The sequence below is a fragment of the Agromyces sp. Marseille-Q5079 genome, assembly GCF_051016555.1.
GTDB lineage: Bacteria > Actinomycetota > Actinomycetes > Actinomycetales > Microbacteriaceae > Agromyces.
In genome coordinates this window covers 67,758-92,279 of sequence record NZ_JBPEJF010000005.1, presented here as the reverse complement: position 1 = coordinate 92,279, position 24,522 = coordinate 67,758, and the positions used below count along the sequence as shown (strand labels likewise).

The 24,522-nt window shown below is 71.9% G+C and carries 19 protein-coding genes; 15 read left to right on the top strand and 4 right to left on the bottom strand.

The window, feature by feature from the left end; translation table 11 throughout:
• The first annotated feature begins 20 nt into the window (after positions 1-20).
• From ACR3IO_RS13080 to ACR3IO_RS13035, 10 genes are all read left to right on the top strand, one after another.
• Positions 21-1,538 (top strand): DHA2 family efflux MFS transporter permease subunit, encoded by a 1,518-nt coding sequence (locus ACR3IO_RS13080; RefSeq protein WP_434071650.1) that lies wholly within the window; start codon positions 21-23, stop codon positions 1,536-1,538.
• An 86-nt stretch (positions 1,539-1,624) separates the two neighbouring features.
• Positions 1,625-2,749: an ABC transporter ATP-binding protein gene (locus ACR3IO_RS13075; RefSeq protein ID WP_434071649.1), complete on the top strand. Its 1,125-nt coding sequence runs from the start codon at positions 1,625-1,627 to the stop codon at positions 2,747-2,749.
• A 147-nt stretch (positions 2,750-2,896) separates the two neighbouring features.
• The gene (locus tag ACR3IO_RS13070; RefSeq protein ID WP_434071648.1) at positions 2,897-4,063 is read left to right on the top strand and encodes a hypothetical protein; all 1,167 of its coding nucleotides are present in this window, start codon (positions 2,897-2,899) and stop codon (positions 4,061-4,063) included.
• A 3-nt stretch (positions 4,064-4,066) separates the two neighbouring features.
• A complete protein-coding gene (locus ACR3IO_RS13065) occupies positions 4,067-5,956 on the top strand; it encodes an ABC transporter permease (RefSeq protein WP_434071647.1) in 1,890 nt (629 codons plus the stop codon).
• Positions 5,957-6,132: 176 nt separating this feature from the next.
• Positions 6,133-7,491 carry a 4-aminobutyrate--2-oxoglutarate transaminase gene (gene gabT, locus ACR3IO_RS13060; protein ID WP_434071646.1) on the top strand — a complete coding sequence of 453 codons (1,359 nt, stop codon included), beginning with the start codon at positions 6,133-6,135 and terminating at the stop codon, positions 7,489-7,491.
• Positions 7,488-8,789: a Glu/Leu/Phe/Val family dehydrogenase gene (locus ACR3IO_RS13055; protein ID WP_434071645.1), complete on the top strand. Its 1,302-nt coding sequence runs from the start codon at positions 7,488-7,490 to the stop codon at positions 8,787-8,789. Before gabT ends, ACR3IO_RS13055 begins: the two co-directional genes overlap by 4 nt.
• Positions 8,790-8,844: 55 nt before the next feature.
• Positions 8,845-10,317, top strand: coding sequence for an NAD-dependent succinate-semialdehyde dehydrogenase (locus ACR3IO_RS13050; RefSeq protein ID WP_434071644.1), 1,473 nt, complete (start codon positions 8,845-8,847; stop codon positions 10,315-10,317).
• Between the two features lie 114 nt (positions 10,318-10,431).
• Entirely contained in the window at positions 10,432-11,796 is a 1,365-nt protein-coding gene (locus ACR3IO_RS13045) for a flavin monoamine oxidase family protein (RefSeq protein WP_434071643.1), read from the top strand.
• 3 nt (positions 11,797-11,799) lie between these two features.
• The gene (locus tag ACR3IO_RS13040) at positions 11,800-12,687 is read left to right on the top strand and encodes a universal stress protein (RefSeq protein WP_434071642.1); all 888 of its coding nucleotides are present in this window, start codon (positions 11,800-11,802) and stop codon (positions 12,685-12,687) included.
• Positions 12,684-14,246: an APC family permease gene (locus ACR3IO_RS13035; protein WP_434071641.1), complete on the top strand. Its 1,563-nt coding sequence runs from the start codon at positions 12,684-12,686 to the stop codon at positions 14,244-14,246. Before ACR3IO_RS13040 ends, ACR3IO_RS13035 begins: the two co-directional genes overlap by 4 nt.
• 191 nt (positions 14,247-14,437) lie before the next feature.
• Here the strand turns inward: ACR3IO_RS13035 and ACR3IO_RS13030 are convergent, their stop codons facing one another.
• Together ACR3IO_RS13030 and ACR3IO_RS13025 are read right to left on the bottom strand one after the other, a co-directional pair.
• Entirely contained in the window at positions 14,438-16,093 is a 1,656-nt protein-coding gene (locus ACR3IO_RS13030) for an amidohydrolase (protein WP_434071640.1), read from the bottom strand.
• Entirely contained in the window at positions 16,090-17,367 is a 1,278-nt protein-coding gene (locus tag ACR3IO_RS13025; protein ID WP_434071639.1) for an MFS transporter, read from the bottom strand. Before ACR3IO_RS13025 ends, ACR3IO_RS13030 begins: the two co-directional genes overlap by 4 nt.
• 232 nt (positions 17,368-17,599) lie before the next feature.
• On the opposite strand from ACR3IO_RS13025, the gene ACR3IO_RS13020 reads away from it, so the two are divergent.
• The 5 genes from ACR3IO_RS13020 (at position 17,600) to ACR3IO_RS13000 (ending at position 22,169) form a co-directional block, all read left to right on the top strand.
• On the top strand, positions 17,600-18,214 hold the full coding sequence (locus ACR3IO_RS13020) for a TetR/AcrR family transcriptional regulator (protein ID WP_434071638.1): 615 nt from the start codon (positions 17,600-17,602) through the stop codon (positions 18,212-18,214).
• Positions 18,215-18,394: 180 nt separating this feature from the next.
• Entirely contained in the window at positions 18,395-19,837 is a 1,443-nt protein-coding gene (locus tag ACR3IO_RS13015; protein ID WP_434071637.1) for a basic amino acid/polyamine antiporter, read from the top strand.
• Between the two features lie 184 nt (positions 19,838-20,021).
• Positions 20,022-20,468: an FAS1-like dehydratase domain-containing protein gene (locus tag ACR3IO_RS13010; protein WP_434071636.1), complete on the top strand. Its 447-nt coding sequence runs from the start codon at positions 20,022-20,024 to the stop codon at positions 20,466-20,468.
• Entirely contained in the window at positions 20,468-20,905 is a 438-nt protein-coding gene (locus ACR3IO_RS13005; RefSeq protein WP_434071635.1) for a MaoC family dehydratase, read from the top strand. Before ACR3IO_RS13010 ends, ACR3IO_RS13005 begins: the two co-directional genes overlap by 1 nt.
• Position 20,906: 1 nt before the next feature.
• Entirely contained in the window at positions 20,907-22,169 is a 1,263-nt protein-coding gene (locus tag ACR3IO_RS13000) for a UDP-N-acetylmuramate dehydrogenase (protein ID WP_434071634.1), read from the top strand.
• 128 nt (positions 22,170-22,297) lie between these two features.
• Here the strand turns inward: ACR3IO_RS13000 and ACR3IO_RS12995 are convergent, their stop codons facing one another.
• The gene (locus ACR3IO_RS12995; protein WP_434071633.1) at positions 22,298-22,738 is read right to left on the bottom strand and encodes a hypothetical protein; all 441 of its coding nucleotides are present in this window, start codon (positions 22,736-22,738) and stop codon (positions 22,298-22,300) included.
• An 8-nt stretch (positions 22,739-22,746) separates the two neighbouring features.
• Positions 22,747-24,471: a PspC domain-containing protein gene (locus ACR3IO_RS12990; protein WP_434071632.1), complete on the bottom strand. Its 1,725-nt coding sequence runs from the start codon at positions 24,469-24,471 to the stop codon at positions 22,747-22,749.
• Positions 24,472-24,522: the final 51 nt, after the last annotated feature.

Below are 24,522 nucleotides of genomic sequence, written 5' to 3'. Positions count from 1 at the left end.
ACCCCCTGCGGAAGTCGACCATGAACCAGACATCCAGGCCGTGGCCAGCCCTCTGGGCGCTCGTCATCGGGTTCTTCATGATCCTCGTCGACACGACGATCGTGTCGATCGCGAACCCGGCGATCCTCGCCGACCTCGACACCGACCTCACGTCGGTGATCTGGGTGACGAGCGCGTACCTGCTCGCCTATGCGGTGCCGCTGCTCATCACGGGCCGGCTCGGCGACCGGTTCGGCCCCAAGCGCGTCTACCTGGTCGGGCTCGTGGTCTTCACGTTCGCGTCGCTCTGGTGCGGACTGTCGGGCGACATCGAGACGCTCATCGCCGCGCGTGCGGTGCAGGGCCTCGGCGCCGCGCTCATGACGCCGCAGACGATGGCCGTGATCGCCCGCGTGTTCCCGCCGCAGCAGCGCGGTGCGGCGATGGGACTGTGGGGCTCGGTCGCGGGGGTCGCGACGCTCGTCGGCCCGATCCTCGGCGGAGTGCTCGTCGACTCGCTCGGCTGGGAGTGGGTGTTCTTCGTGAACGTGCCGGTCGGCGTCGTCGCGTTCGTCGCGGCGTGGCGGCTCGTGCCCGACCTCGAGACCCACGGGCACCGCTTCGACTGGCTCGGCGTCGCGCTGAGCGCGGTCGGCATGTTCCTCGTGGTGTTCGGCATCCAGGAGGGCGCGACCTACGACTGGGGCACGATCGTCGGCCCCGTCACGGTGTGGGGCGTCATCATCACCGGCCTCGTCGTGCTGGCCGGGTTCGTGGTCTGGCAGGCGTTCAACCGTGCCGAGCCGCTGCTGCCGCTCGTGCTGTTCCGCGACCGCAACTTCGCCCTCTCGACCGTCGCGATCTCGCTCGTCGGCCTCGCGCTCACGGCCATGCCGCTGCCGCTCGCGTACTACTTCCAGGTGGCGCGGGGGCTGACCCCGACGCAGGCCGCGCTCATGTTCGTGCCGATGGCCGTCGTGTCGGGCGTGCTCTCGCCGCTCGTCGGGCGGTTCAGCGACCGGGTCGATCCGAAGTGGGTCGCGCTCGCCGGGCTCTCGACGTCGGCGCTCGCGCTCGCCGGCTATGCCGTGCTCCTCGGGCCGGATGTCGCGTACTGGCTGCTGCTCCTGCCGTCCGCGCTGCTCGGGGTCGGCATCTCGGGGGTCTTCGCCCCGCTCGCGTCGACGGCGACGAGGAACCTCCCGTCGGCCCTCGCCGGCGCCGGATCCGGCGTCTACACGATGACCCGCCAGGTCGGGTCGGTGCTCGGCTCGGCGGCGATCGCGGCGCTCATGGGCTACGCCCTCGCCGTGCAACTGCCGGGTCTCGACGCCGCGGACGCCCGACCGGGCGCCGGCGCGGCACTGCCGGCCGAGGTCGCCGCCGGCTTCTCCGCAGCGATGGCGCAGTCGCTCTGGCTCGCCGTGGCGGGGTTCGCGGCCTGCGCGGTCGTGGTGGCGTTCTTCGCGAAGCCGAAGGTCACCGTCGGCTGGGGCGAGAAGCCCGCGTCCGGGGCATCCGCCGCCGGATCGATGACGACGTCGGCCGCCGAGCGCTGATGGTCGTCGACGCGCCCGGTCGGGGCCTCCGCCCCGTAGAACCGGATCCAGAATACAGAACTCGTCACGGAAAGTTGAGCAGGGACATGACCCACGCAAGCGGCGGCGGCCGGCTCGTCGTCGACGGCCTCGAGAAGCAGTACCTCCTCGACGGAGCGGAGGTGCCGGTCGTCAAGGGTGTCACCTTCACCATCGAGCCCGGCACGTTCACCTCGCTCCTCGGCCCGTCGGGGTGCGGCAAGACCACCACGCTCCGGTGCGTCGCGGGCCTCGAGAACAGCAACGGCGGCGTGATCTCGCTCGACGACAAGGTGCTCTCCACGGGTTCGCAGCACGTTCCGCCCGACAAGCGCGATGTGGGCATGGTGTTCCAGAACTACGCGATCTGGCCGCACATGTCGGTGTTCGCGAACGCGATCTTCCCGCTCCAGGTCTCGGCCGGGAAACTGCCGAAGAAGGAGGCGAGGAAGCGCGCGATGGAGGCGCTCGAGCTCGTGCAGCTCGACGCGTACGCGCACCGACCCGCCACGGCGCTCTCGGGCGGCCAGCAGCAACGACTCGCGCTCGCCCGGGCGCTGGCGCACCGCCCCCGACTGCTGCTGCTCGACGAGCCGCTCAGCAACCTCGACGCGAAGCTCCGCGACACCATGCGCAACGAGCTGCGCAGCCTCCAGCAGCGCCTCGGCATCACCGCGCTCTACGTGACGCACGACCAGTCCGAGGCCCTGTCGATGTCCGATCGCGTGGCCGTCATGAACCAGGGCCGCATCGTGCAGGAGGCGGCGCCGAGGGATCTCTACTACCAGCCGGCCGACCGGTTCGTCGCCGACTTCGTGGGGCGCGTGAACATGATCCCCGCCGTCGTCCGCGGCCGCGACGCCGACGGCGACGCGCTCGTCGAGGCGTTCGGCACCCGGCTCGTCACCCCGTGCCCCGACGGCGTCGGCACCGGTGCCGACGTCACCGTCACCTTCCGCCCAGAGAGCGTGCGGTGGCACGAGGTCGCCCCCGACCGGCCGAACCTGCTGCCCGCCCGCGTCGTGCGCGTCGAGTTCCTCGGCGAGATCGTCGAGTACGAGGCCGAGATCCTCTCGGGGCAGACCGTGGTCGGCAGCATCGTCGTCCGCGGGGCGCCGCCCAGCTCGCCGACCACCGGCAGCGACGTGGTCATCGAGCTCGCGCCGCACGCCTGCCGGGTGCTCGCGACGTAGCCGACCCGCCCCGGCGCACGGGCGCACCCGAACCCCGCCCGAACCGCAGAACCGACCGAACCGCCCGAACCCGCCCCGGCGAACGCACCACCCCGAGCCCGACCCCGCCCCACCCAATGGATCCACGTCAGAGAGGAACTCCCGATCATGCACGTACGTACCGCACGGATAGGAACCATCGCCCTCGCCGCAGCAGGGTTGCTGCTGCTCAGCTCCTGCAGTTCGCCGGCCGCGTCGCAGGGCGCGATCGAACCGGTCGGCGACGCCGCCGACGCCGCGGCCTGCGACGCCGTCGAGGTCGGCGCGGTCACCCGCTGCGAGAACTTCTACGACGACTTCTGGCCCGAGATCTCGAAGCAGATGGACGCCCTCTACGAGACGGCCAAGGAGACCGACGACGGCCGGCTCGTGATCTGGGACTGGTACGAGCTCTCGCCCGACGTGATCGCCGAGTTCAACTCGCGCTACCCCGACCTGAAGATCGAGACTCGCGGCCTCACCTACAACCTGTCGTCGGCCATCATCTCGGCCAAGGCGACCGGGTCCCGCAACACCGACGTCATCTCGGGCTCGCTGGTCTCGGCGGCCGCCATGACCGACGAGGGCTACTGGGCCGACGTCGACTGGACGGAGTTCGGCGTGCCCGCCGAGTTCTTCACGATCGGGGCGCCCGAGATGCTGCCCGACAGCGTCAACGGCTCCCTCATGCAGGTCAACACCGACAAGGCCGAGGCGCCGCCGACGCTCGACGGCCTCCTCGACCCGAAGTACGAGGGCCAGGTCTCGGTGGCGAGCTACAACGCCAACGTCTTCGCCGGCTACGGCATGGACCAGGGCGAGGACGCGATGGTCGACCTCATCGGCGAGCTGAAGTCCTCGGGCAACCTGCAGGTGCTGGAGGACCAGGACTCGCCGCTGTCGAGCGGCGACGTGCCGATCGCCCTCGGCCAGACGCTCTTCAACCCGAACCCGAGCCTCTCGGTGTCGCCGTACGAGGACTCCGGCGTGTTCGCCCAGTTCTCCGGCGTCAACGTCGATGCGAAGAACCAGGCCGGCGCCATGCTCTGGTCGCTCTGGAACGCCTACGACCCCGACTGGCTCGAGCTGCGCATGACCGACGAGCGGTTCTCCACCACGCAGGTGCCCTACCCGGGCCTGCCCACCTCGCTCTTCGACTCGGCGACCGGCCTCATGAAGACCAACGCCGACGCGCTGCTGGCGGGCCTGCAGGGCGGATCGATCACGGAGACGGTGGACACCCGCGACGAGTGGATCGCCATGATCAACGCCGCCGACGCGGCACTGAACGGATAGCACGTGTCTCAGGCAGGACGGACCACGAAGGCCGAGCGCACGCGGCCCACCACGCTGAAGATCGCGACGATCATCGCCGGAACGGTGATCTCCCTCCTCCTCGCGATCCCGCTGGTCGTACAGGTGATCACGGCGTTCCGTGGTCCGTTCCTGCCGTTCGGCGTCTCGTCCGCGAAGTGGTCGACGGAGAACTTCGTCACGCTCTGGAGCCTTCGCGAGGACTTCTGGGACGTGCTCGGGTCGACGGCCGCGTTCGTGGGCGGGTCGACCGTGCTCTCGCTCCTGATGGCCTTCGGGCTGGCGTGGGTGACCGTGCGCACCGACGCCCCGCTCCGGCGGGTCATCTCGGTGCTGATCGTGGTGCCGTTCATCATCCCGCCGATCGTCAAGGCGCAGGCCTACCTGCTCATGCTCTCGCCCGAGTCGGGCGTGCTGAACCAGTTGCTGCGCCTGCTGCCCGGCGACCTCGTGATCGATCCGTACTCGTTCCTCACGATGACCGTGATCCAGGCGCTCACGAACGTGACCTTCCCGTACCTCATGATCGTGCCGATCCTCACCAGCATGGACGGCTCGCTCGAGGAGTCGGCCAGGGTCTCGGGGGCCTCGTGGCCGAAGACCCTTCGCCGCGTCACGCTCCCCATGCTCTGGCCGGGCCTGCTGGGCGTGGCGGTGCTGACCTTCATCCTCGGGCTCGGCAGCCTCGAGGTGCCCCTGCTGTTCGGCCAGGAGTCGGGCAAGTCGATCTTCGCGCTGAAGCTCTGGACGCTCGTCAGCGCGGGCGCGGGGCAGCTGCCCCAGTACGGCCTCGCCGCGGCCTGGGGGTGCGTGTTCCTCGTGATCACGACGATCGCGTTCGTGATCTACCTCCGTGCGACGCGGAACGCGGAGCGTCGGGCGTCGATCTCGGGCAAGGGCTTCCGGCCGACGGTCATGAAGCTCGGCGCCTGGCGCGTCCCGGTGATGATCGCGGTCTTCGTCTTCGTGCTGCTCACCGCGATCCTCCCGCTGTTTGCGCTGTTCTGGGCCTCCATCACGCCGTACCCGATCGCGTTCTCGTTCACGGCCCTCGCCGAGCAGACGCAGTTCGGCGCGTTCGGGGCCGTGCTCTCCGACCCCGAGTTCTGGGCCTCGCTCGGCCGCACCCTGGTCATCGCCGGCGGCAGTGCGACCATCGCGTGCGTCGCGGCGACGGTGCTCGCGTACGGCATCGCCCGCGCCCGGCGCACCGGCTGGACGAAGAGCATGGACCTGTTCGCCTCGTCGTCGGTCGCGATCCCGGCGGTCATCGCCGGATTCGCGATGTTCCTGACCTTCATGGTGATCAACCCCGTGATCCCGTTGGCCGGCACGATCGCGGCACTCGTGATCGCCTACTCGTATCGCGTGTCGATCGCGTACCGCTCCGGCTACAGCGCGACGCTGCAGATCCGCAAGGAACTGGAGGAGGCGGCCCTCGTGAGCGGCGCCAGCCCGCTCGAGGGGTTCCGGCGCATCGTGGTCCCGCTGCTGATGCCGACGGTCTTCGCGGTGTGGATCCAGATGTTCATCCTCGGCACCAACGAGTTCACGCTGCCCGCGTTCCTCGCGACGCCCGAGTCCCGGCCGCTGTCGGTGTACATGTACGCGATGATCAGCCCGCGTTCGGCGCAGCTCTACGCACCCGACCAAGGGGCGGCGATGGCGCTGATCTTCACCCTGCTCGTCTTCGTGATCGGCTACGGCCTGCAGTGGGCCGTGTCGCTCCGGGCGATCGGGCGCACCCGGCGCCGCCGCCCGATCCTCGGCGTCGGGGCGACCCCGTCGATCCCCCCGGTGGTCCCGGATGCGCCCGACACCCGCGCCGTCGCCGCCCAGGACCTCCGGGACCGGCGGGAGCTCGCGAAGCGCTGAGCTCGGACCCGCACGCCATCGCCCATCCGACCGCACCGGTCGGGTGGGCGATGGCGTTGTACATGGCGTCGAAGAAACGGATGCTGGGTGTACACGGGGGCGCTGTGGCATCCGTCGCGGCGGACCTAGCATGGCCGCATCAGCCACCGTCGTCACACCCCTGATCGGAGCACGCCATGACTCTCGTCGACACCCCGGCCGCCGTCACCGGAGGGCCCGCGCTCCCGCAGGAGCGACGCCTCGTCACCGCCATCCCCGGCCCGCGCTCGCAGGAGCTCATGGCCCGCAAGGCCGAGGCCGTGGCATCCGGCGTCGGCACCACCATCCCGATCGCCGTCGTCGCGGGCGGCGGCGGAGTGCTCGTCGACGCCGACGGCAACTCGCTCATCGACCTCGGCTCCGGCATCGCCGTCACGGGCGTCGGCAACGCCAACCCGCGCGTCGTCGAGGCCGTGACCCGCCAGCTCAACGCGTTCACCCACACCTGCTTCACCGTCGCGCCGTACGACTCCTACGTCGACGTCGCCGAGAAGCTCAACGAGCTCACCCCCGGCGACCACGCCAAGCGCTCGGCCCTCTTCAATTCCGGCGCCGAGGCCGTCGAGAACGCGGTGAAGATCGCCCGCGCGTACACGAAGAAGCAGGCCGTCGTCGCGTTCGACCACGCCTACCACGGCCGCACGAACCTCACCATGGGCCTCACGGCGAAGAACATCCCGTACAAGAACGGCTTCGGCCCGTTCGCGCCCGAGGTGTACCGCGTGCCGCTCAGCTACCCCTACCGCGACGGCGGCCTCAGCGGCGCCGAGGCGGCCGCGCGCGCCATCCTGCAGATCGAGAAGCAGATCGGCGCCGAGAACCTCGCCGCCATGATCATCGAGCCCATCCAGGGCGAGGGCGGCTTCATCGTCCCGGCCGCCGGCTTCCTCCCGGCGCTCGTCGAGTGGTGCCGCGCCAACGACGTCGTCTTCATCGCCGACGAGGTGCAGTCCGGCTTCGGCCGCACGGGCGCCTGGTTCGCGAGCGACCACGAGGGCATCGTGCCCGACCTGATCACCACGGCCAAGGGCATCGCCGGCGGCCTGCCGCTCTCGGCGGTCACCGGTCGCGCCGAGATGATGGACGCCGCCGGCGCCGGCGGCCTCGGCGGCACCTACGCGGGCAACCCGCTCGCCTGCGTCGCCGCCCTCGCCTCGATCGAGTCGTACGAGCAGGACGGCCTCATCGAGCGCGCCAAGCAGATCGGCTCGGTGCTCATCGGCCGCCTCAACGCCCTGCGCACCGCCGACGCCCGCATCGGCGACGTCCGCGGCCGAGGCGCGATGGTCGCCATCGAGATCGTCGACCCGGCCACCGGTGCGCCGGATGCCGCGCTCACCGGCAAGATCGCCGCGTACGCCGCCTCGCAGGGCGTGCTCGTGCTCACCTGCGGAACCTACGGCAACGTGATCCGCTTCCTCCCCCCGCTCACCATCTCGGACGACCTCCTCATCGAGGGCCTGCAGGTCGTCGCGGAAGGACTCAAGAAGGCATGACCACCCTCACCGACAACGACGTCGTGATCGCCCGCCCCGCGGCATCCTCGGATCACATCGCCACCCCGCTGACCGACGCGCGCTCCCAGCTCGCCGAGGCGGTGGCCCTGCTCGGCTACAACGACGGCCTGCACCAGATGCTCGCGACCCCGCGCCGCGAGCTCACGGTCGCCGTGCCGCTGCGCATGGACTCGGGCGAGAGCCGCCTGTACGTGGGCCACCGCGTGCAGCACAACTTCTCGCGCGGCCCGGCCAAGGGCGGCCTGCGGTACGCGCCGAACGTCAACATCGACGAGGTGCGAGCCCTCGCGATGTGGATGACCTGGAAGTGCGCCCTGCTCGACGTGCCGTACGGCGGCGCCAAGGGCGGGATCGCGATCGACCCCCGCGAGCACTCCAAGGCCGAGCTCGAGCGCGTGACCCGCCGCTACACGAGCGAGATCCTGCCGATCATCGGCCCGGAGCGCGACATCCCCGCGCCCGACATCGGCACCGACGAGCAGACGATGGCCTGGATGATGGACACCTACTCCGTCGCCAGCGGCTACACGGTGCCCGGCATCGTGACCGGCAAGCCCATCGCGCTCGGCGGTTCGCTGGGTCGCGCCTCGGCGACGAGCCGTGGCGTGACCCACATCGCGCTCGCCGCGCTCCGGCACGTCGGCCTCGAGCCCTCGCGTTCGACCGCCGCCGTGCAGGGCTTTGGCAAGGTCGGTGCGGATGCCGCGCGCTTCCTCTCCGAGGCGGGCGTGCGCGTCGCCGGGGTCAGCGACCAGTACGGCGCCGTGTTCAACGCGGCGGGTCTCGACATCGAGGCTCTCGACGACCACGTTCGCGAGACCGGATCGGTCATCGGGTTCGCGGGCTCCGAGCCCATCGACGGCGCCGACCTGCTCACCCTCGACGTCGACCTGCTCGTGCCGGCCGCGGTCGAGGGCGTGCTCCACGAGTCCAACGCCGGCGCCGTGCGCGCCCGCGTCATCGTCGAGGGCGCCAACGGCCCCACGACGCCGACGGCCGACGCGATCCTGCGCGAGCGTGGCATCCTCGTGGTGCCCGACATCCTCGCGAACGCGGGCGGCGTCATCGTCTCGTACTTCGAGTGGGTGCAGGCGAATCAGGCCTACTGGTGGCGCGCCGACGAGGTGGAGACCAGACTGGAGGAGCGGATGCTCAACGCGTGGCAGCACGTGCTGGGGTACGCGGAGACCAGGGGGCTCTCACTTCGCACCGCCGCGACGGCGCTCGCCGTCGAACGGGTGGCCGACGCGCACCGCCTCCGCGGCCTCTACCCCTGATCCTCGAAGCGCTCCACCCGACGCACCGCCCCACGACCACGAACAGGAATCACGCATGACGACTGCAACGCTCGAATCCACCGTGCTCGACGCCGTCGAGCACCGTCTCTTCATCGGCGGCGAGTGGGTCGACGCCGAGGGCGGCAGGACCCTCGCCGTCGAGGACCCCGCGACCGGCCGCACGATCAAGGAGATCGCGGATGCCTCGCCCGCCGACGGCATCCGGGCGCTCGACGCGGCCGCGGCCGCGCAGGACGAGTGGGCGGCCACCGCGCCCCGCGCCCGCGGCGAACTGCTGCGCCGCGCGTTCGACCTGCTCCAGGAGCGCAAGGAGGAGTTCGCGCTCCTCATGACGCTCGAGATGGGCAAGCCGCTCGCCGAGGCGCGCGGCGAGGTCGCCTACGGCGGCGAGTTCCTGCGCTGGTTCAGCGAGGAGGCCGTGCGCATCACGGGCCGCTACGGGCTGAACCCCGAGGGCACCGGGCGCATGATCGTCTCGCAGCGCCCCGTCGGCCCGTCGTTCTTCATCACCCCGTGGAACTTCCCGCTCGCGATGGCGACCCGCAAGATCGCCCCGGCGCTCGCCGCGGGCTGCACGGTCGTCATCAAGCCGCCGGCGCTCACGCCGCTCACGACGATCGCCTTCGTGCAGCTGCTCGAGGAGGCCGGGCTGCCGAAGGGCGTCGTCAACGTCATCCCGACGTCGACCTCGTCGAAGGTCTCGGGCCCGATCATCGAGGACCCGCGCCTGCGCAAGCTGAGCTTCACGGGCTCGACCGAGGTCGGCCGCGCCCTGATGAAGCAGGCCGCCACCGGCATCCTGCGCACGAGCATGGAGCTCGGCGGCAACGCCCCGTTCGTGGTCTTCGGCGACGCCGACCTCGACAAGGCGGTCGAGGGCGCCCTCGTCGCGAAGTTCCGCAACATCGGCCAGGCGTGCACCGCCGCGAACCGGTTCATCGTGCACGAGTCGGTCGCCGAGGAGTTCGCGAACCGCGTCGCCGAGCGCGTCAAGGCCATGAAGGTCGGCCGCGGCACCGAGGAGGGCGTCAACATCGGCCCGCTCATCGACGACAAGGCGGTCGAGTCGACCGACGCGCTCGTGCAGGACGCCGTCTCGCGCGGCGCCAGCGTGCTCACCGGCGGCACCCGCATCGTCGACGGCGACGGCACGTTCTACGCGCCGACCGTGCTCGCGGGCGTCGCAGCCGGCAGCCGCCTGCTCGCCGAGGAGATCTTCGGCCCGGTGCTCGGCATCACGACCTTCGCCGACGAGGATGAGGCCGTCCGCCTCGCCAACGACACCGAGTACGGGCTCATCTCGTACGTCTTCACGCAGGACCTGGCGCGCGGGCACCGCATGATCGAGCGCCTCGCCACCGGCATGATGGGCCTGAACACGGGCCTCGTCTCGAACGCCGCCGCGCCGTTCGGCGGGGTGAAGCAGTCGGGCATCGGCCGCGAGGGCGGGCTCGAGGGCATCCACGAGTACCTCGACACGAAGTACACCCTCATCCCGGTCGACTGAACCCGTCGAGCGGATGTCGCAGCGCCGCGCCGCGGCATCCGCTCGCCCCGGTCTCCCAGAGGCCGAACCACGCGAATAACGCGAAGCACGAGAACCGAAAGCGAAAGAAGCACCATGGAACGCATCGACTGCGACGTCGTCATCGTCGGCGCCGGGGCCTCGGGCCTCACCGCCGCGAACAAGCTGAAGGAGGCCGGCACGTCCGTCGTCGTGCTCGAGGCGCGCGACCGCATCGGCGGCCGACTCTGGACCGACGACATCGACGGCGCCATGCTCGAGATCGGCGGCCAGTGGGTCTCGCCCGACCAGGACGCGCTCATCGAGACCATCGAGGAGCTCGGCCTCGAGACCTACTCGCGCTACCGCGAGGGCGAGAACGTCTACATCGGCGAGACCGGCGAACGCCGCCTCTTCGAGGGGGACATCTTCCCGGTGCCGGCGAAGACCGAGGGCGAGATCCTCGGCCTCATCGAGAAGCTCGACGCCCTCGTCGCCGAGATCGACCCCGACGCGCCGTGGGCGCACCCGCGCGCCAAGGAGCTCGACGAGGTCTCGTTCGCCGAGTGGCTCGGCACGCAGACCGACGATGAGGAGGCCAAGCTCAACATCGGCATGTTCATCGCCGGGGCGATGCTCACCAAGCCCGCCCACGCGTTCTCGGCGCTGCAGGCCCTGCTCATGGCGGCATCCGCCGGTTCGTTCTCGAACCTGGTCGACGCCGACTTCATCCTCGACAAGCGCGTCGTCGGCGGCCTGCAGCAGGTGCCGCTGCTCCTCGCCGAGCGGCTCGGCGGCGCGGTGCGCCTCGGCCAGCCGGTGCGCAAGCTCCGCTGGAACCCCGAGCACCCGGATGCCGGCGTCACGGCCGTGACCGACGACCTCGAGGTGCACGCGAAGCGCGTCATCCTCGCCCTCGCCCCGGTGCTCATCAGTCGCATCTCGTACGAGCCGCCGCTGCCGCGTCGCCAGCACCAGCTGCACCAGCACCTCTCGATGGGCTTCGTCATCAAGGTGCACGCGGTCTACGAGACGCCGTTCTGGCGCGCCGACGGGCTCAGCGGTACGGCCTTCAGTCCCTACGAGCTCGTGCACGAGGCCTACGACAACACGAACCACGCCGACCCGCGCGGCACGCTCGTCGGCTTCGTCTCCGACGAGGAGGCCGACGGCGTCTTCACGCTCAGCGCCGAGGAGCGCAAGGCGCGCATCCTCGAGTCGCTGTCGCACTACTACGGCGAGCAGGCGAAGAACCCGGTCGTCTACTACGAGAGCGACTGGGGCTCCGAGGAGTGGACCCGCGGCGCGTACGCGGCCAGCTTCGACATGGGCGGCCTCGCCCGCTACGGCGCGGACCTGCGCACCCCCGTCGGCCCGATCCACTTCTCGTGCAGCGACATGGCCGGCAAGGGCTACCAGCACGTCGACGGCGCGATCCGCGTCGGCCGCGAGGTCGCCGCGGCCATCCTCGAGGAGGGCTGAGCCGTGGCTGCTGCGCGCTTCGTCGTCGGATACACGGCCAACGAGCACGGCGCCGATGCGCTCGCCTTCGCGACCAGGCTCGCGACCGCGAGCGAGGCCCAGCTCGACGTCGTCATGGTCCTGCCGAGCGAGGCGCGCAGCAGCACCGTGCCGTCGGATGTCGGGTACGAGCGCCACCTCAAGGCGCGGTCGCGCGCGTGGCTGACCGAGGCGTCCAAGGGGCTCGACCCCGAGGTCGCGCAGTCGCTGCACGTGCGCTACGCCGAGTCGTTCGCCGAGGGGCTCATCTCCGCCGCGCACGAGTTCGGCGCGTCGCTGATCATCGTCGGCGCGGCGCGCGGCGGCATCCTCGGGCGTTCGCGCATCGGCTCGGTCGCGAACGAGCTGCTGCACTCGTCGGATGTCCCGGTGGCGCTCGCGCCGTCGGGCTCGCGCGAGCTCGCGTCATCCGCCGGCATCTCCCGCATCACGGCGGCCGTGGGCTCACGGCCGGGCGCGAGCGCCCTGCTCGATGCGGCCGTGCGGCTCTCGAAGGCGATGCACGCGCCACTCCGACTGCTCTCGCTGGTCTCGATCGACCTTCCCGCGGGCATGGACGAGGGGCTCGCCGAGCTCACGAGCACCGCCCACGCCGACGAGGTGCTCGCGGCGGCCCGGCGCGAGCTGCCGGCCGGCATCGAGGTCTCCGTCGCGGTCGCGACGGGCGACAGCATCGAGGCCGCCGTGCGCAGCCTCGACTGGCACCAGGGCGAGGTCGTGCTCGTCGCCTCCAGCCGGCTCGCGACGCCGCACCACCTGTTCCTCGGCTCGACGGCATCGAAGATGATCCGCGAGCTCCCGGTACCGATGATCGTCGTGCCGCGCACCTCCACCGGAAAGACCCCATCATGACGAACGAACCAGGGCCCGGCTCCGGCGCCCCGCTGACGTCCGCGAGCGCCGCCGTCGACGCCTCCGAGCAGGGCGGCATCTCGAAGAAGGGCCTCTCGGCCGGATCGGTCGGCCTCATCGGCGCGATCGTCATCGGCATCTCGTGCATCGCGCCCGCGTACACGCTGACCGCGGCGCTCGGCCCGACGGTGTCCGAGGTGGGCGTGCAGGTCCCCGCGATCATCCTCGTCGGCTTCATCCCGATGCTGCTCGTCGCGCTCGGCTACCGCGAACTCAACAAGCGCGTGCCCGACTCGGGCACGTCGTTCACGTGGGCGACGCGCGCGTTCGGGCCGTGGGTGGGCTGGATGGCCGGCTGGGGGCTCATCGCGGCCACGATCCTCGTGCTGTCCAACCTCGCGGGCATCGCGGTGGACTTCCTCTTCCTCCTGATCGCGCAGATCTCCGGCAACCCCGAGATCGCCGACCTCGCCGCGAACCCGTTCATCAACGTGGCCGTGTGCCTGCTGTTCATGCTGGGCGCGACGTGGATCTCGTACCGCGACATGCAGACCACGCAGAAGCTGCAGTACTGGCTCGTGGGGTTCCAGATCGCCGTGCTGGTGACCTTCTCGGTCGCGGCGCTCGTCGAGACCGCCAACGGCAACGCGTTCGACGCGACGCCCATCGAGCTGTCGTGGTTCAACCCGTTCGAGATCGACTCGTTCTCGGCGTTCGCCGCCGGCCTCTCGCTCTCGATCTTCATCTTCTGGGGCTGGGACGTCACCCTGACGATGAACGAGGAGACCAAGGGCTCCGACAAGACGCCCGGTCGCGCGGCGACGATCACGGTCGTCACGATCGTGGTGCTCTACCTGCTCATCTCGGTCTCGCTCATCGCCTTCGCCGGTGTCGGCACGGGCGAGTACGGCCTCGGCAATCCCGACATCCAGGACAACGTCTTCTTCCACCTCGCCGGGCCGATCCTCGGGCCGCTCGCGGTGCTCGTCTCGCTCGCGGTGCTCACCAGCTCGGCCTCGAGCCTGCAGTCGACGTTCGTGTCGCCCGCGCGCACCCTGCTCGCGATGGGCCATTACGGCGCGATCCCCGAGAAGTTCGCGAGCGTCAGCCCGCGCTTCTTCACGCCGGGGTACGCGACCGTCGTGTCGGCGATCGTCGCGTCGGTGTTCTACGCCGTGATGCGGCTGCTGAGCGAGAACGTGCTCTGGGACACGATCACGGCCCTCGGCATGATGATCTGCTTCTACTACGGCATCACGGCGTTCGCGTGCGTGTGGTTCTTCCGCAAGGTGTGGTTCCGTTCGGTCCGCAACGTGCTCTACACGCTGCTGGCGCCGCTCATCGGCGGCGTCATCCTCGGGGTGCTCTTCTTCACGACGCTCATCGACTCGATGGACCCCGAGTACGGCTCGGGCTCGTCGGTCGGCGGCGTCGGGCTCGTCTTCGTGCTCGGCATGGTCGTGCTGCTCGGCGGCGTCGTGGTGATGCTCTGGCAGTGGCGCAAGCGCCCCGCGTTCTTCCGCGGCGAGACGCTGTCGCGCGCGGTCGCGGACGCGTAGTCCGCGTACTCCCGCGACGCCCCGCCCGGCCGGGAGGAGTTCGCAGGTTCGGGAGGAGGGTTTCCGACGAACGATCCTCCCGATCTCGCGAGTTCCTCCGAAGAGACACGAGGCCGCCTCCCGCGACACCGGGAGGCGGCCTCGTCATGTCCGCTGCGGCGCCTCGACGAGCGGATGCCGCACGGCGGGCGTCAGGCCGCGGCGTCGCCCTCGATCGCGTCGGCCTCGAACACCGTCGCGCCGGCGACGACCGTGCGGATGACCCGTGCGCCGAGCAGCGACTCCTCGCCCTCGGTGAACGGGTCGACGTCGAGCACGGCGAAGTCGGCGGCGAGTCCGGCCGTGAGGCGCCCGCGAACGTCGCCGTCGCCGCAGGACGCCGCCGCGTCGCGCGTGGCGTGCCCGATCGCGTCGGCCAGCGGCAGTGCGAACGCCGGGTGGTTCGCCGGGTACGACGCGTCGAGCGCCGACCTGCGCGTGGCGGCCACGTACATGTTGTGCAGGGCCTCGTGCGGCGCCGTCGGGGCATCCGTCGAGAAGGCGAGCAGGGCGCCGGCGTCGACGTACTCCGGCCAGGCGAAGCCGCGGTCGGCCCGCTCGTCGCCGAGCATCGCGACCCAGTTGTCGAAGATCGCGGGGTCGGCGTGCACGGGCTGCATCGACGCGGTCACGCCGAGGCGCGACATCCGCTCGGCCGTGCCCGGGGCCGCGTACTCGAGGTGCTCGATGCGGTGGCGGCGGGGGAGTTCCCCGTTCACCGCGATCGCGTGCTCGATCGCGTCGAGGGCGATCTCGCTGGCGTAGTCGCCGATGGCGTGCTGGGCGACCTGGAGGCCGGCCGCATCCGCCGCCGCGACCACGGGCTTCAGCGCGTCGTGCGGCCAGATCGGCTCGGCGTTCGAGCCGTCGGCGTACGGATGCCGCATCGCGGCCGTGCACGCGTCGATGACGCCGTCGAGCACGAGCTTGATGCCGACGATGCGCAGCCAGGGCGCGGTCGGGGCGTCGGCCGTCTCGGCGGCGAGCCGCGCCGCGTGCTCGACCTGGGCGAGGTTCGCGGCATCCTCGCCGGTGTTCGCGACGAACCAGTGCGCCGCGACGCGGATGGGCAGCGTGCCGCCGCGGCGGTCGGCCGCGCGCCGGAACGCGGCGAGGCCGAGCTCGTCGAAGGCCATGTCGACGACGCCGGTGACCCCGGTGGCGAGGTACGCGTCGATGGTGCGCTCGACGGCCGTGTCGCGGTCGGCGTCGGTCGCGGCGTTCGCGAGGTGGTCCCAGACGAACTGCTGTGCGGCCGTCTCGTAGAGCATGCCGTCGGGCTCGCCGTCGGCGTCGCGGCTGATGCGTCCGCCGATGGGATCGGCCGTGTCGCGCGTGATGCCGAGCTCGGCGAGCGCCGCGGAGTTCACCCAGCACGAGTGGTAGTCGTTCGCGTCGAGGTAGACGGGCACGTCGGCGACGGCGGCGTCGAGCATGGCCGCGGTCGGGGCGCCGGGCACGGAGTCGAAGAGCCAGCCGCGGCCGAGCACGCGGGGCGCGTCGGGTTCGGTGGCCCGTGCGGCGCGGAGGCGCGACTGGATCTCGTCGAGCGTGCGGGCGTCGGTGAGCCCGACCCGGCCGAGCGCCTCGCCCATCATCACGAGGTGGGTGTGCGCGTCGGTGAACCCGGGCAGCACCAGGCGGCCGTCGAGGTCGACGATCGCGGCATCCGCGCCCGCGGCCCGCAGGGCGCCGGCCTCGTCGCCGACGTAGGCGAGCGCGTCGCCGTCGACGACGAGCGACTCGGCCCAGGGGGAGCCGGGCTCGGCGGTGAAGACGCGGGCATTGCGGTAGACGGTCGGGCTCATGCGAGCACCTCCTCGGGTTCGGCGGTCGCGCGTTCGGCGCGTTCGTGCAGGGTGGAGACGTGGGCGGCGAACGCGGCGGGCACGGCCAGCACGAAGCTCGCGATGCCGAGCACGACGGCGAAGCCCTGGAAGCCGAAGACCTCCACGAGGGCCGCGCCGATCACGGGGGTCAGCGCCGAGCCGACCAGGTAGACCGCGAGCAGCGGTCCCGACCAACGGCCGTCGACGTCGAGCGCGGCCGACGTCGACACGAAGTACATGAAGGCGATCGCGTAGACGGTGTTCCACGCGATGAAGACGACGATGAACGAGGTCTGGTCGGTCGTGAAGCCCTCGACGATCTTCAGCACGCCGCCGAGCACGAGCAGCACGACGAGCGGCACGGCACGGCCGAGCCGGTTGCCGACGATCATGAGCAGCACCGATCCGACGAGTCCGCCAGCGGTCGCGCCGCTCAGGGCGAGTCCGAGTCCCTCGGGCGTGAGCGAGGCCTGCGCGGCGCCCATGACGCCGGCCATGGCCCAGAGCGAGTCCTCGCTGACGGCCCACAGGGCGAAGGTCGCGAGCAGCACGAAGCCGGCGATGGTCGCGAGGCGACCGGGGCGAGCGGATGCCGCGGCGCGGGCCCGCATCGCCGGGATGGCCGCGGTCTCGGGCACCTCGACGGGCACGGCCTCGGCGATCGCGGCACCGGCCTTCGGGGCGAGCACGGGTGCGGCGGGGAGCCATCCGCTCACGACCAGGGCGATGAGGGCGAACAGCGCGAGCGCGCCGAAGACATCGATCGGGGCGAGGCCGATGAGGGGGACGACCGCGAGGATCACGGTGACGATCGCGCGGTTCGCGAGCCCGTTGAAGCCCGCGACGCGATCGGGGTTCGTGAAGGCCGCCAGCGCGGCGCCCGATGCGGCGACCGCACCGCCGGCGCCGGCCCCGCCGACCAGGAGGCCGATGACGACGACCGCGGGCACGCCCACGAGCGCCGCGGCGCCGAAGCCGAGGACGGCCAGGGCGAGGCCGACCCGCGCGACGAGCAGGCGGCGGGGCCCGGCGCAGAGCGGGGCGATCGCGAGGCCCGTGATCGCGGTGGCGAGCAGGGCGCCGGTGACGATCCAGCTCGCGGTGAGCACGTCGCTGCCGAGCGCGCCCTGCAGGGCGGTGATCATGTAGGGGGACAGGTTCACGCCGAGGTAGCCGGCGATGCCGATGGTGAAGGTGGCGGTCGCAGTGGGAAGCCGCAGGGGCACCCGAGCGCTGACGTCGAGGTCGGTCATGTTCGTTCTCCGTGGGGGTGGACACGTCATCGTGCCGGATGGGGGTCGCGTCGGCCGGGGTGTCGCCACGCGTTAGCGAATGGTGTTCGTTTATTATGCATACGAGGGATGCCGCTGGGAAGAGGGCTAGCCTGATCCGGGACATGCGGCTCGCGGCAGCCGTCCGGAGCATCCACCCGGCAGCGCGTCGAGCCGGGCCAGACGAACCCGCGACGACGAGGGAGGAACCGACATGGCGAGGCCCAAGGTGCCCCTGCTCTCGGTCGAGCGCATCGCGGATGCCGCGCTCGAACTCGTCGACTCGGGGGAGCCGTTCGGGGTCAACGCCCTCGCCCGCAAGCTCGGCGTCACGGCGTCGTCGCTGTACAACCACGTCGACGGGCGCGAGGGCATCATCGAGCTCATGCGCGGGCGCTTCGCGGTCGACGCCGGCGCGCAGCTGCAGCACGGCACCTGGGACGAGGTCATCGCCGAGACGCTCCGGGCGCAGCGGCGCATGTACGCGCGGCATCCGAACCTCGTGCCCCTCATCGTCGGCAAGACGATCACCGACCCGTTCGTCATCGCGAGCTACGACCGCCTCGCCACGACCCTGCTCGAGGCCGGGTTCCCCGACGACGAGGTGCTGGGCGTCATCGCGATCATCGACGCCTTCGCGATCGGCATGGGCCTCGACCTCGCCTCGCCCGAGGAGGTCTGGCAGCCCCAGGGCGAGACCGTGACCCTCGGACGCCTGCTCGCCGAGGCCCCGCACGGCGACGAGCGGTCCGACCGCGCGTTCGAACTCGGCCTCGAGCTCCTGCTCGACTCGCTGCGCCTGCGGCTCGCACGACACCGCGGCGACTGAGCGTCGTCGCGGCGACGCGTCCGCGCCGGCACTCCTCGCCGCGGACGCAGACGGTCGCGTCAGCGCCGAGATGACGATGATTCGCGTCCGTGCCGAAGCCGGATGGCCCGCCGACGACCCGTTGCCGGCGGGCGCCCGCGGTGTAACGTCGGCCGAGGGGACGGCGAACGGGGGAGAGCCATGACGAGCACGCGCCAGGCCACGGTGCACCTCGGCACGGGCAGCCTCGCCGCGGTCGTCGTCGGCTCGATGGTCGGCGCGGGCGTGTTCTCGTTGCCCGGACAGTTCGCGGCGAACACGGGCGTGCTCGGCGCCCTCATCGCCTGGCTCATCGCGGGCACGGGCATGCTGATGCTCGCGTTCGCGTTCCAGGCCCTCGCCAACCGCAAGCCGCACCTCGACGCGGGCGTGTACTCGTACGCGAAGACGGGGTTCGGCGACCTCCTCGGCTTCTTCTCCGCCTTCGGGTACTGGGCGAGCGCGTGCGTCGGCAACGTCACGTACTGGGTGCTCATCATGTCGACGCTCGGGGCGTGGATCCCGGCGCTCGGCGACGGCGACACGATCCCGGCCATGCTCGCGGCATCCGCGGGGCTCTGGGTGACGTTCCTGCTCGTGCGGCGGGGCGTGCGCGAGGCCGCCGCCGTCAACCGCATCGTGACCATCGCCAAGCTCGTGCCGATCCTCGTGTTCATCGTGATCGCGCTCACCGTGCTGAAGCCCGACGTGTTCGTCGACAACCTGCTGGGCGCGCCCGACGCCGGCCCGCTCTTCGACCAGGTGCGCGGCACCATGCTCGTGACGGTGTTCGCCTTCCTCGGCGTCGAGGGGGCCAGCGTGTACTCCCGGCACGCGAGGCGCCGAGCGGATGTCGGTCGCGCGACCGTGCTCGGATTCCTCTCGGTGCTCGCCGTGTTCGCGTCCGTCACGATCGTCTCGTACGGCGTGCTGCCCGCGGCCGAGATCGCCGACCTGCGGCAGCCGTCGATGGCCGGCGTGCTCGAGGCGGCGGTCGGCCCGTGGGGTGCGGTGTTCGTGAGCGTCGGGCTCATCATCGCGGTGCTCGGCGCCTACCTCGCCTGGACGCTCATGGCCGCCGAGGTGGTCTTCACGGCCGCGCGCGACGGCGACTTCCCGAAGTCCTTCGCCCGCAAGAGCGCGCGCGACGTGCCCACGACCGCCCTGCTGTGGTCGACGGTCTTCGCCCAGGTCGTGCTCGCCGTCGCGTACTTCTCGGCCGACGCGTTCGGGTTCGCCCTCGACCTCACGAGCGCGCTGGCCCTGCTGCCGCTGCTGTTCGCGGCCGGCTACCTGCTGAAGATCGCGATCCGCTCCGACGGCTACGGGCCGGATGCCGCAGGCCGGCGCTCGCGCGCCCTCGAACTCGTCATCGGGGCGGTCGCGACCGGCTACGTGATCTTCCTGCTGCTCGGCGCCGGGCTCGAGCTGCTCTTCATCTCCCTCATCGTGCAGGCCCCGGCGACCGTGCTCTACTTCGTCGCCCGTCGCGAGAACGGGCGGCCGTTCATCGCCTCGGGCTGGGACGTCGTCGTGCTCGTCGTCGCCTTCGGCGGTGCGATCGCGGCCGGGGTCGCGCTCGCGACCGGCTGGGTCGGCATCTGAGCGCCGCGCCGGCCGCGCCGGCCCGGCCGCCGCGCCGCGCCGTCCACCGCACGCGAGAGGTCACGTTCGGCTGCTTCCGGCCTGCGTGATCCAGCCGGAAGTGACCGCTCGGCGTCGAGTGACGGCGTGGCGGCGCCGAGCCGTCGCCCGAGTGCGGCATCCGCTCGCCGAATAGACTGGCCGGGTGCCAGTGAACCCCGAGCTGCAGGGGCGGGTCTTCCCGCCGGCCGAGCCGTACCTCGTCGGTCGTGAGAAGGTGCGCGAGTTCGCGCGTGCCGTGTTCGCGACGAATCCGATCAACCTCGACGTCGAGGCCGCGCAGGCCGCGGGCTACGCCGACGTCGTGGCGCCGCCCACCTTCGCGGTCGTCGTGCAGGAGCACACGCTCGCGCAGCTGCTCTCCGAGCCCGACGCGGGCATCGACTTCTCGCGGGTCGTGCACGGCGACCAGCGCTTCACGTCGACCCGGCCGATCGTCGCGGGCGACCTGCTCACGTCGACCCTCACGGTCGCGAGCGTGAAGACGCTCGGCCCCCACTCGATGGTGACCGCGCAGACCGACGTGACCGATGCGGCGGGCGAGCACGTCGTCACGGCGATCTCGACGCTCGTGGTTCGAGGTGATGAGTGATGGCTCCCGTGTCCGTGACCCCGGTGTTCGATGAGCTCGCCGTCGGCGACGTCGTGGCCGAGCGCGAGTTCCCGCTCACGCGCGACTCGCTCGTGCGCTACGCCGGGGCCTCCGGCGACTTCAACCCGATCCACTACCGCGACGACGTCGCGGCATCCGTGGGCCTGCCCGGCGTGCTCGCGCACGGCATGCTCACCATGGGCTTCGCCGTGCAGCCGGTCGTCGACTGGGCCGGCGACCCCGGCCGGGTCGCCGACTACCAGGTGCGCTTCACGCGGCCCGTCGTGGTCGACCCGACCGATGGCGCGACCGTCACGGTCAGCGCGAAGGTCGGCCAGCTCGACGCCGAGGCCCGCGTCGCCCGCGTCGACCTCACCGTGAAGCTCGGCGACGACACCGTGCTCGGCAAGGCGCAGGTCCGCGTCGCCCTCGACTGACATGGCAGCGACTGAGACGACGACTCCCGACCCGACGTTCGCCGACCTCACCACGCTGCGGGTCGGCGGCCCGATCCGACGTCTCGTGACCGCGTCGACCCAGCGCGACCTCGTCGACCTGGCCGTCGAGGCGTGGGCCGACGGCGAGCCGTGGATGGTGCTCGGCGGCGGATCCAACCTCCTCGTCGGCGACGAGGGGTTCGACGGCACGGTCATCCGCATCCGCACGACGGGCATCGAGGTGCTGCCCTCCGAGGACTCCGACGGCTCCGACGGCGACGGCTCCGATGGCGACGGCGCGGCGGCGGGCTCGGGCGCGACATCCGCTCGCATCCGCGTCCAGGCGGGCGAGGTCTGGGACGACCTCGTCGCCTGGACCGTCGAACGCGGTCTTGGGGGCATCGAGGCGCTGTCGGGCATCCCCGGATGCGTCGGCGCCGCGCCCGTGCAGAACATCGGCGCCTACGGGCAGGAGCTCGAGTCCACGCTCGTCGCGATCGAGTTCCTCGAGGAGGGGGCCGAGACCCCTCGCCGCATGGGGGCCGACGAGCTCGAGCTCGGCTACCGCACCTCGGTGCTGAAGCAGGGCCTGCGCGGCATCGTCGTCTCGATCGAGCTCGACCTGCACGACACCGCCGCCGAGCGCGCGGTGCTCGGCGAGACGCTCAGTCGGCCGGTCGCCTACCCGCAGCTCGCGGGTGCGCTGCACGTCGACCTCGGCGACCGGGTGCCGCTCGCCCGCGTGCGCGAGAGCGTGCTCGCCCTGCGCGCGTCGAAGGGCATGGTGCTCGACCCGGCCGACGCCGACACGGCCAGCGCGGGCTCGTTCTTCACGAACCCGATCGTGGGGGAGCACACGGCTCGCGCGCTCCCCGCCGAGGCGCCCCGCTGGTACCTCGACGCCGACCCCGGCGATGAGGTCGTGCCGCTCGCGAACGCCCTCGAGGAGTCGCCGCTCGAGCAGTTCCTCGCCCTCCAGGCCTCGCTCGGGGCATCCGACACGTCGACGGATGCCGGGCCCCGGCCGACGCTCGTGAAGCTGTCGGCCGCGTGGCTCATCGAGCATGCGGGCATCTCGCGCGGGTTCCGGCTGCCCGGATCCCGCGCCGCGGTGTCGAGCAAGCACACGCTCGCGCTGACGAACCGCGGCGGAGCCTCGGCCGAGGAGGTCGCCCAGCTCGCCCGGTTCGTGCAGTCGCGGGTGCAGTCCGAGTTCGGGATCCTGCTGCACCCCGAGCCGGTCGTCGTCGGCCTCGAGTTCTAGGCGCCACCGCGCTCGGGCACCTCGGCTGAGATGCTCGCAGTGCCGCCGCCGTACCGGTCGGCGGGCCCTCGAGAGCGTCCTGCCGGGTCTCGAGGCGTTTCGCTCCGTCGGTGACGGTCAGGCGCGCGTCAGGAGCGGGCGCGCTCGCCCCGACGGATGAGCCCCACGATGCCGAAGAGCGCGACGACGACGCCCACGACGATGAGCGCGTAGAGGCCGGCCGCGAACGGGTTCAGGTCCGCGAGCCAGGCGTCGGCATCGGCGCGGCGCTCGGCGTCGACGATGAGCCACAGCGTCACGGCGGCGATCGAGGCGAAGATCAGGGCCCAGACGAGGGCGCCCCAGCGCACGGTCGGTCGCGATGCTCGCGGGCTCGTGCGGGCCGCGGGCCCGGCGTATGCCGGGGTCTCCGCTGCGGGCGGGATCAGGGCGGTCGTCGCCGTCGCGCGGGCGTCATCGGAGCCAGTGGTCCCGGGACCGGTGGGCCCGAGGCCGACGGTCTCGGAAGACGCGGGCGGGGTCGGCGTGACGGGCTCGGTCGGGCCGGTGGTCTCTCGTGCATCTGACATGGGCTCGCTCATTCCTGGATCTGGACGTGGACGGTGCCCGCGCGCTGCGCGAGCTCGAGGCGGGCGTCGACCTGCTCGCCGCTCCGGGGTGCGTCGACCCCGTTCGAGCCGCCGATGAGCAGGGCGTCGCGGTCGAGTCCCTCGAGCTGCGGTGAGCTCGCCGCGCCGTCCTGGCTGAAGACCGTGACCTCGATGCGGTCGGCCTCGGAGGCGTCGAGGAGCAGCACGGCGTCGGGGAGCACGGTGATCCACGTGTCGCCGATGCCCTGGTCGAGCTCGATGGTCGGCGCGGGCCGGATGGCGGTCGGGTACACGGTCACGTAGGCGTCGCCGATGGGCTGCACGAGGCGCTGCGACTCGGTGACGTCGATGCTCGTGCTCGGCGGGATGAGCTGCCCCTGCTGGGCGAAGGACGCGGCGCCCGCACCGACGAGCATCGCCAGCAGCGTGGTCAGCGTGAAGAACGCGAGTGCCCCGCTGCGTCGCCGACGCAGTGCCGCGACGATCATGCCGAGCGCCAGTGCGAGCGTCGCCACAGCGAGTGCCACGGGCACGGCGAAGGCCGCGATGCCGGGGTCGCCGAGCGCCCACAGGGCGGCGATGGAACCCGCGACGAGTCCGAGGCCGAGCACGGTGAACACGAACGCGGCGCTCGCGCGGGGGCGGGCGGCGCGGCGGGCGGCCCTCGCCGCGTCGGCCTCGGCGGCGAGCGCCTGGGCCTTCGCGCGGTTCTCGGACGCGGCGCGCGCCTTCGCCTCACGGGCGGCCTCGTCCTGACCGGACTTCCACTCGCCGTGGGCGACACGCCACGCCTCGTGCTGCTCGCGCCACTCGGCGATCGCCGCGGCGTCGGCGCCCACCGCGGGCACGGGCGGTTCCTCGGTCCGGCCGGAGGATGCCGCACCCGTGGCGGATGCCGCAGCGACATCGGATGCCGCGGCGACACCGGATGCCGCGGCGGCCCCGTCGCCCGCGAGGGCGTCGTCGGTCGCGAGTGGCCCTGGCGCGGCATCCGCATCGGTGGCGGGCCGGCCCGCACCGCCCGTCGCGGCGAACGCGGACCCCGACCGGGCAGCGTCGGCCGCGGAAGCCGTTCGCGTGCCGCCGCTGCCGGCCGGGGGGTTCTGGGAGCTTCGCCGGGCGAGCCAGATGACGAGGGCGACGATGCCGCCGACGACGAGCAGCGTCCAGAGGATGCGCAGCGGAACCATGAGGTTGAAGCCGAAGATCGGGTCGGCGAAGGAAGGCCACTCGTCCCACCACTGCCAGCCGAGCCATCCGCCCTGCACGAGCGGGATGAAGCCGAGCACGCCCATCACGGCGATGCCCACGACGGCCGGGTCGACGATGCCGCGGGTGAGGCGCTCGAGGTGGATCTCGCCCTCGCTGTCGGGCAGCAGCAGCCAGGCGACCGCGTAGAGCAGCACGAGCGGGGCGCCGAGCACCGCGACGACCACGACGATGCCGCGGACGATGATCGGGTCGATGCCGAGGCGGGCGCCGATGCCCGCGCACACGCCGCCGAGCCAGCCGGCGCGACGCGGCAGGCCGAGGCGCCGCAGCCACGCGTAGAAGCCGGGGCCGGTGTCCGGCGCGGGTGTCGCCGCGCCGGGACCACCGGTGGACGGAGCCGAACCGACCGCACCGTCGGCCGGCGGGCCGGCGGGCGCGGAGTCCCCCTGCACGTCTTCCGGCGCTGGGTCGGTCGTCGGGTCGGTCTGGTTCGTCTCCATGTCTCGATGCTGGCAGCGGCGACGGATGCCCCGCCATGGGGTGAGTCCCTG

Bases quoted from the DNA above. Each gene is read 5' to 3' on its own strand.
- ACR3IO_RS13080 (WP_434071650.1), top strand. From the start codon at position 21: ATGAACCAGACATCCAGGCCGTGGCCAGCCCTCTGGGCGCTCGTCATC.
- ACR3IO_RS13075 (WP_434071649.1), top strand. From the start codon at position 1,625: ATGACCCACGCAAGCGGCGGCGGCCGGCTCGTCGTCGACGGCCTCGAG.
- ACR3IO_RS13070 (WP_434071648.1), top strand. From the start codon at position 2,897: ATGCACGTACGTACCGCACGGATAGGAACCATCGCCCTCGCCGCAGCA.
- gabT (WP_434071646.1), top strand. From the start codon at position 6,133: ATGACTCTCGTCGACACCCCGGCCGCCGTCACCGGAGGGCCCGCGCTC.
- ACR3IO_RS13055 (WP_434071645.1), top strand. From the start codon at position 7,488: ATGACCACCCTCACCGACAACGACGTCGTGATCGCCCGCCCCGCGGCA.
- ACR3IO_RS13050 (WP_434071644.1), top strand. From the start codon at position 8,845: ATGACGACTGCAACGCTCGAATCCACCGTGCTCGACGCCGTCGAGCAC.
- ACR3IO_RS13045 (WP_434071643.1), top strand. From the start codon at position 10,432: ATGGAACGCATCGACTGCGACGTCGTCATCGTCGGCGCCGGGGCCTCG.
- ACR3IO_RS13035 (WP_434071641.1), top strand. From the start codon at position 12,684: ATGACGAACGAACCAGGGCCCGGCTCCGGCGCCCCGCTGACGTCCGCG.
- ACR3IO_RS13030 (WP_434071640.1), bottom strand. From the start codon at position 16,093: ATGAGCCCGACCGTCTACCGCAATGCCCGCGTCTTCACCGCCGAGCCC.
- ACR3IO_RS13025 (WP_434071639.1), bottom strand. From the start codon at position 17,367: ATGACCGACCTCGACGTCAGCGCTCGGGTGCCCCTGCGGCTTCCCACT.
- ACR3IO_RS13020 (WP_434071638.1), top strand. From the start codon at position 17,600: ATGGCGAGGCCCAAGGTGCCCCTGCTCTCGGTCGAGCGCATCGCGGAT.
- ACR3IO_RS13015 (WP_434071637.1), top strand. From the start codon at position 18,395: ATGACGAGCACGCGCCAGGCCACGGTGCACCTCGGCACGGGCAGCCTC.
- ACR3IO_RS13005 (WP_434071635.1), top strand. From the start codon at position 20,468: ATGGCTCCCGTGTCCGTGACCCCGGTGTTCGATGAGCTCGCCGTCGGC.
- ACR3IO_RS13000 (WP_434071634.1), top strand. From the start codon at position 20,907: ATGGCAGCGACTGAGACGACGACTCCCGACCCGACGTTCGCCGACCTC.
- ACR3IO_RS12995 (WP_434071633.1), bottom strand. From the start codon at position 22,738: ATGTCAGATGCACGAGAGACCACCGGCCCGACCGAGCCCGTCACGCCG.
- ACR3IO_RS12990 (WP_434071632.1), bottom strand. From the start codon at position 24,471: ATGGAGACGAACCAGACCGACCCGACGACCGACCCAGCGCCGGAAGAC.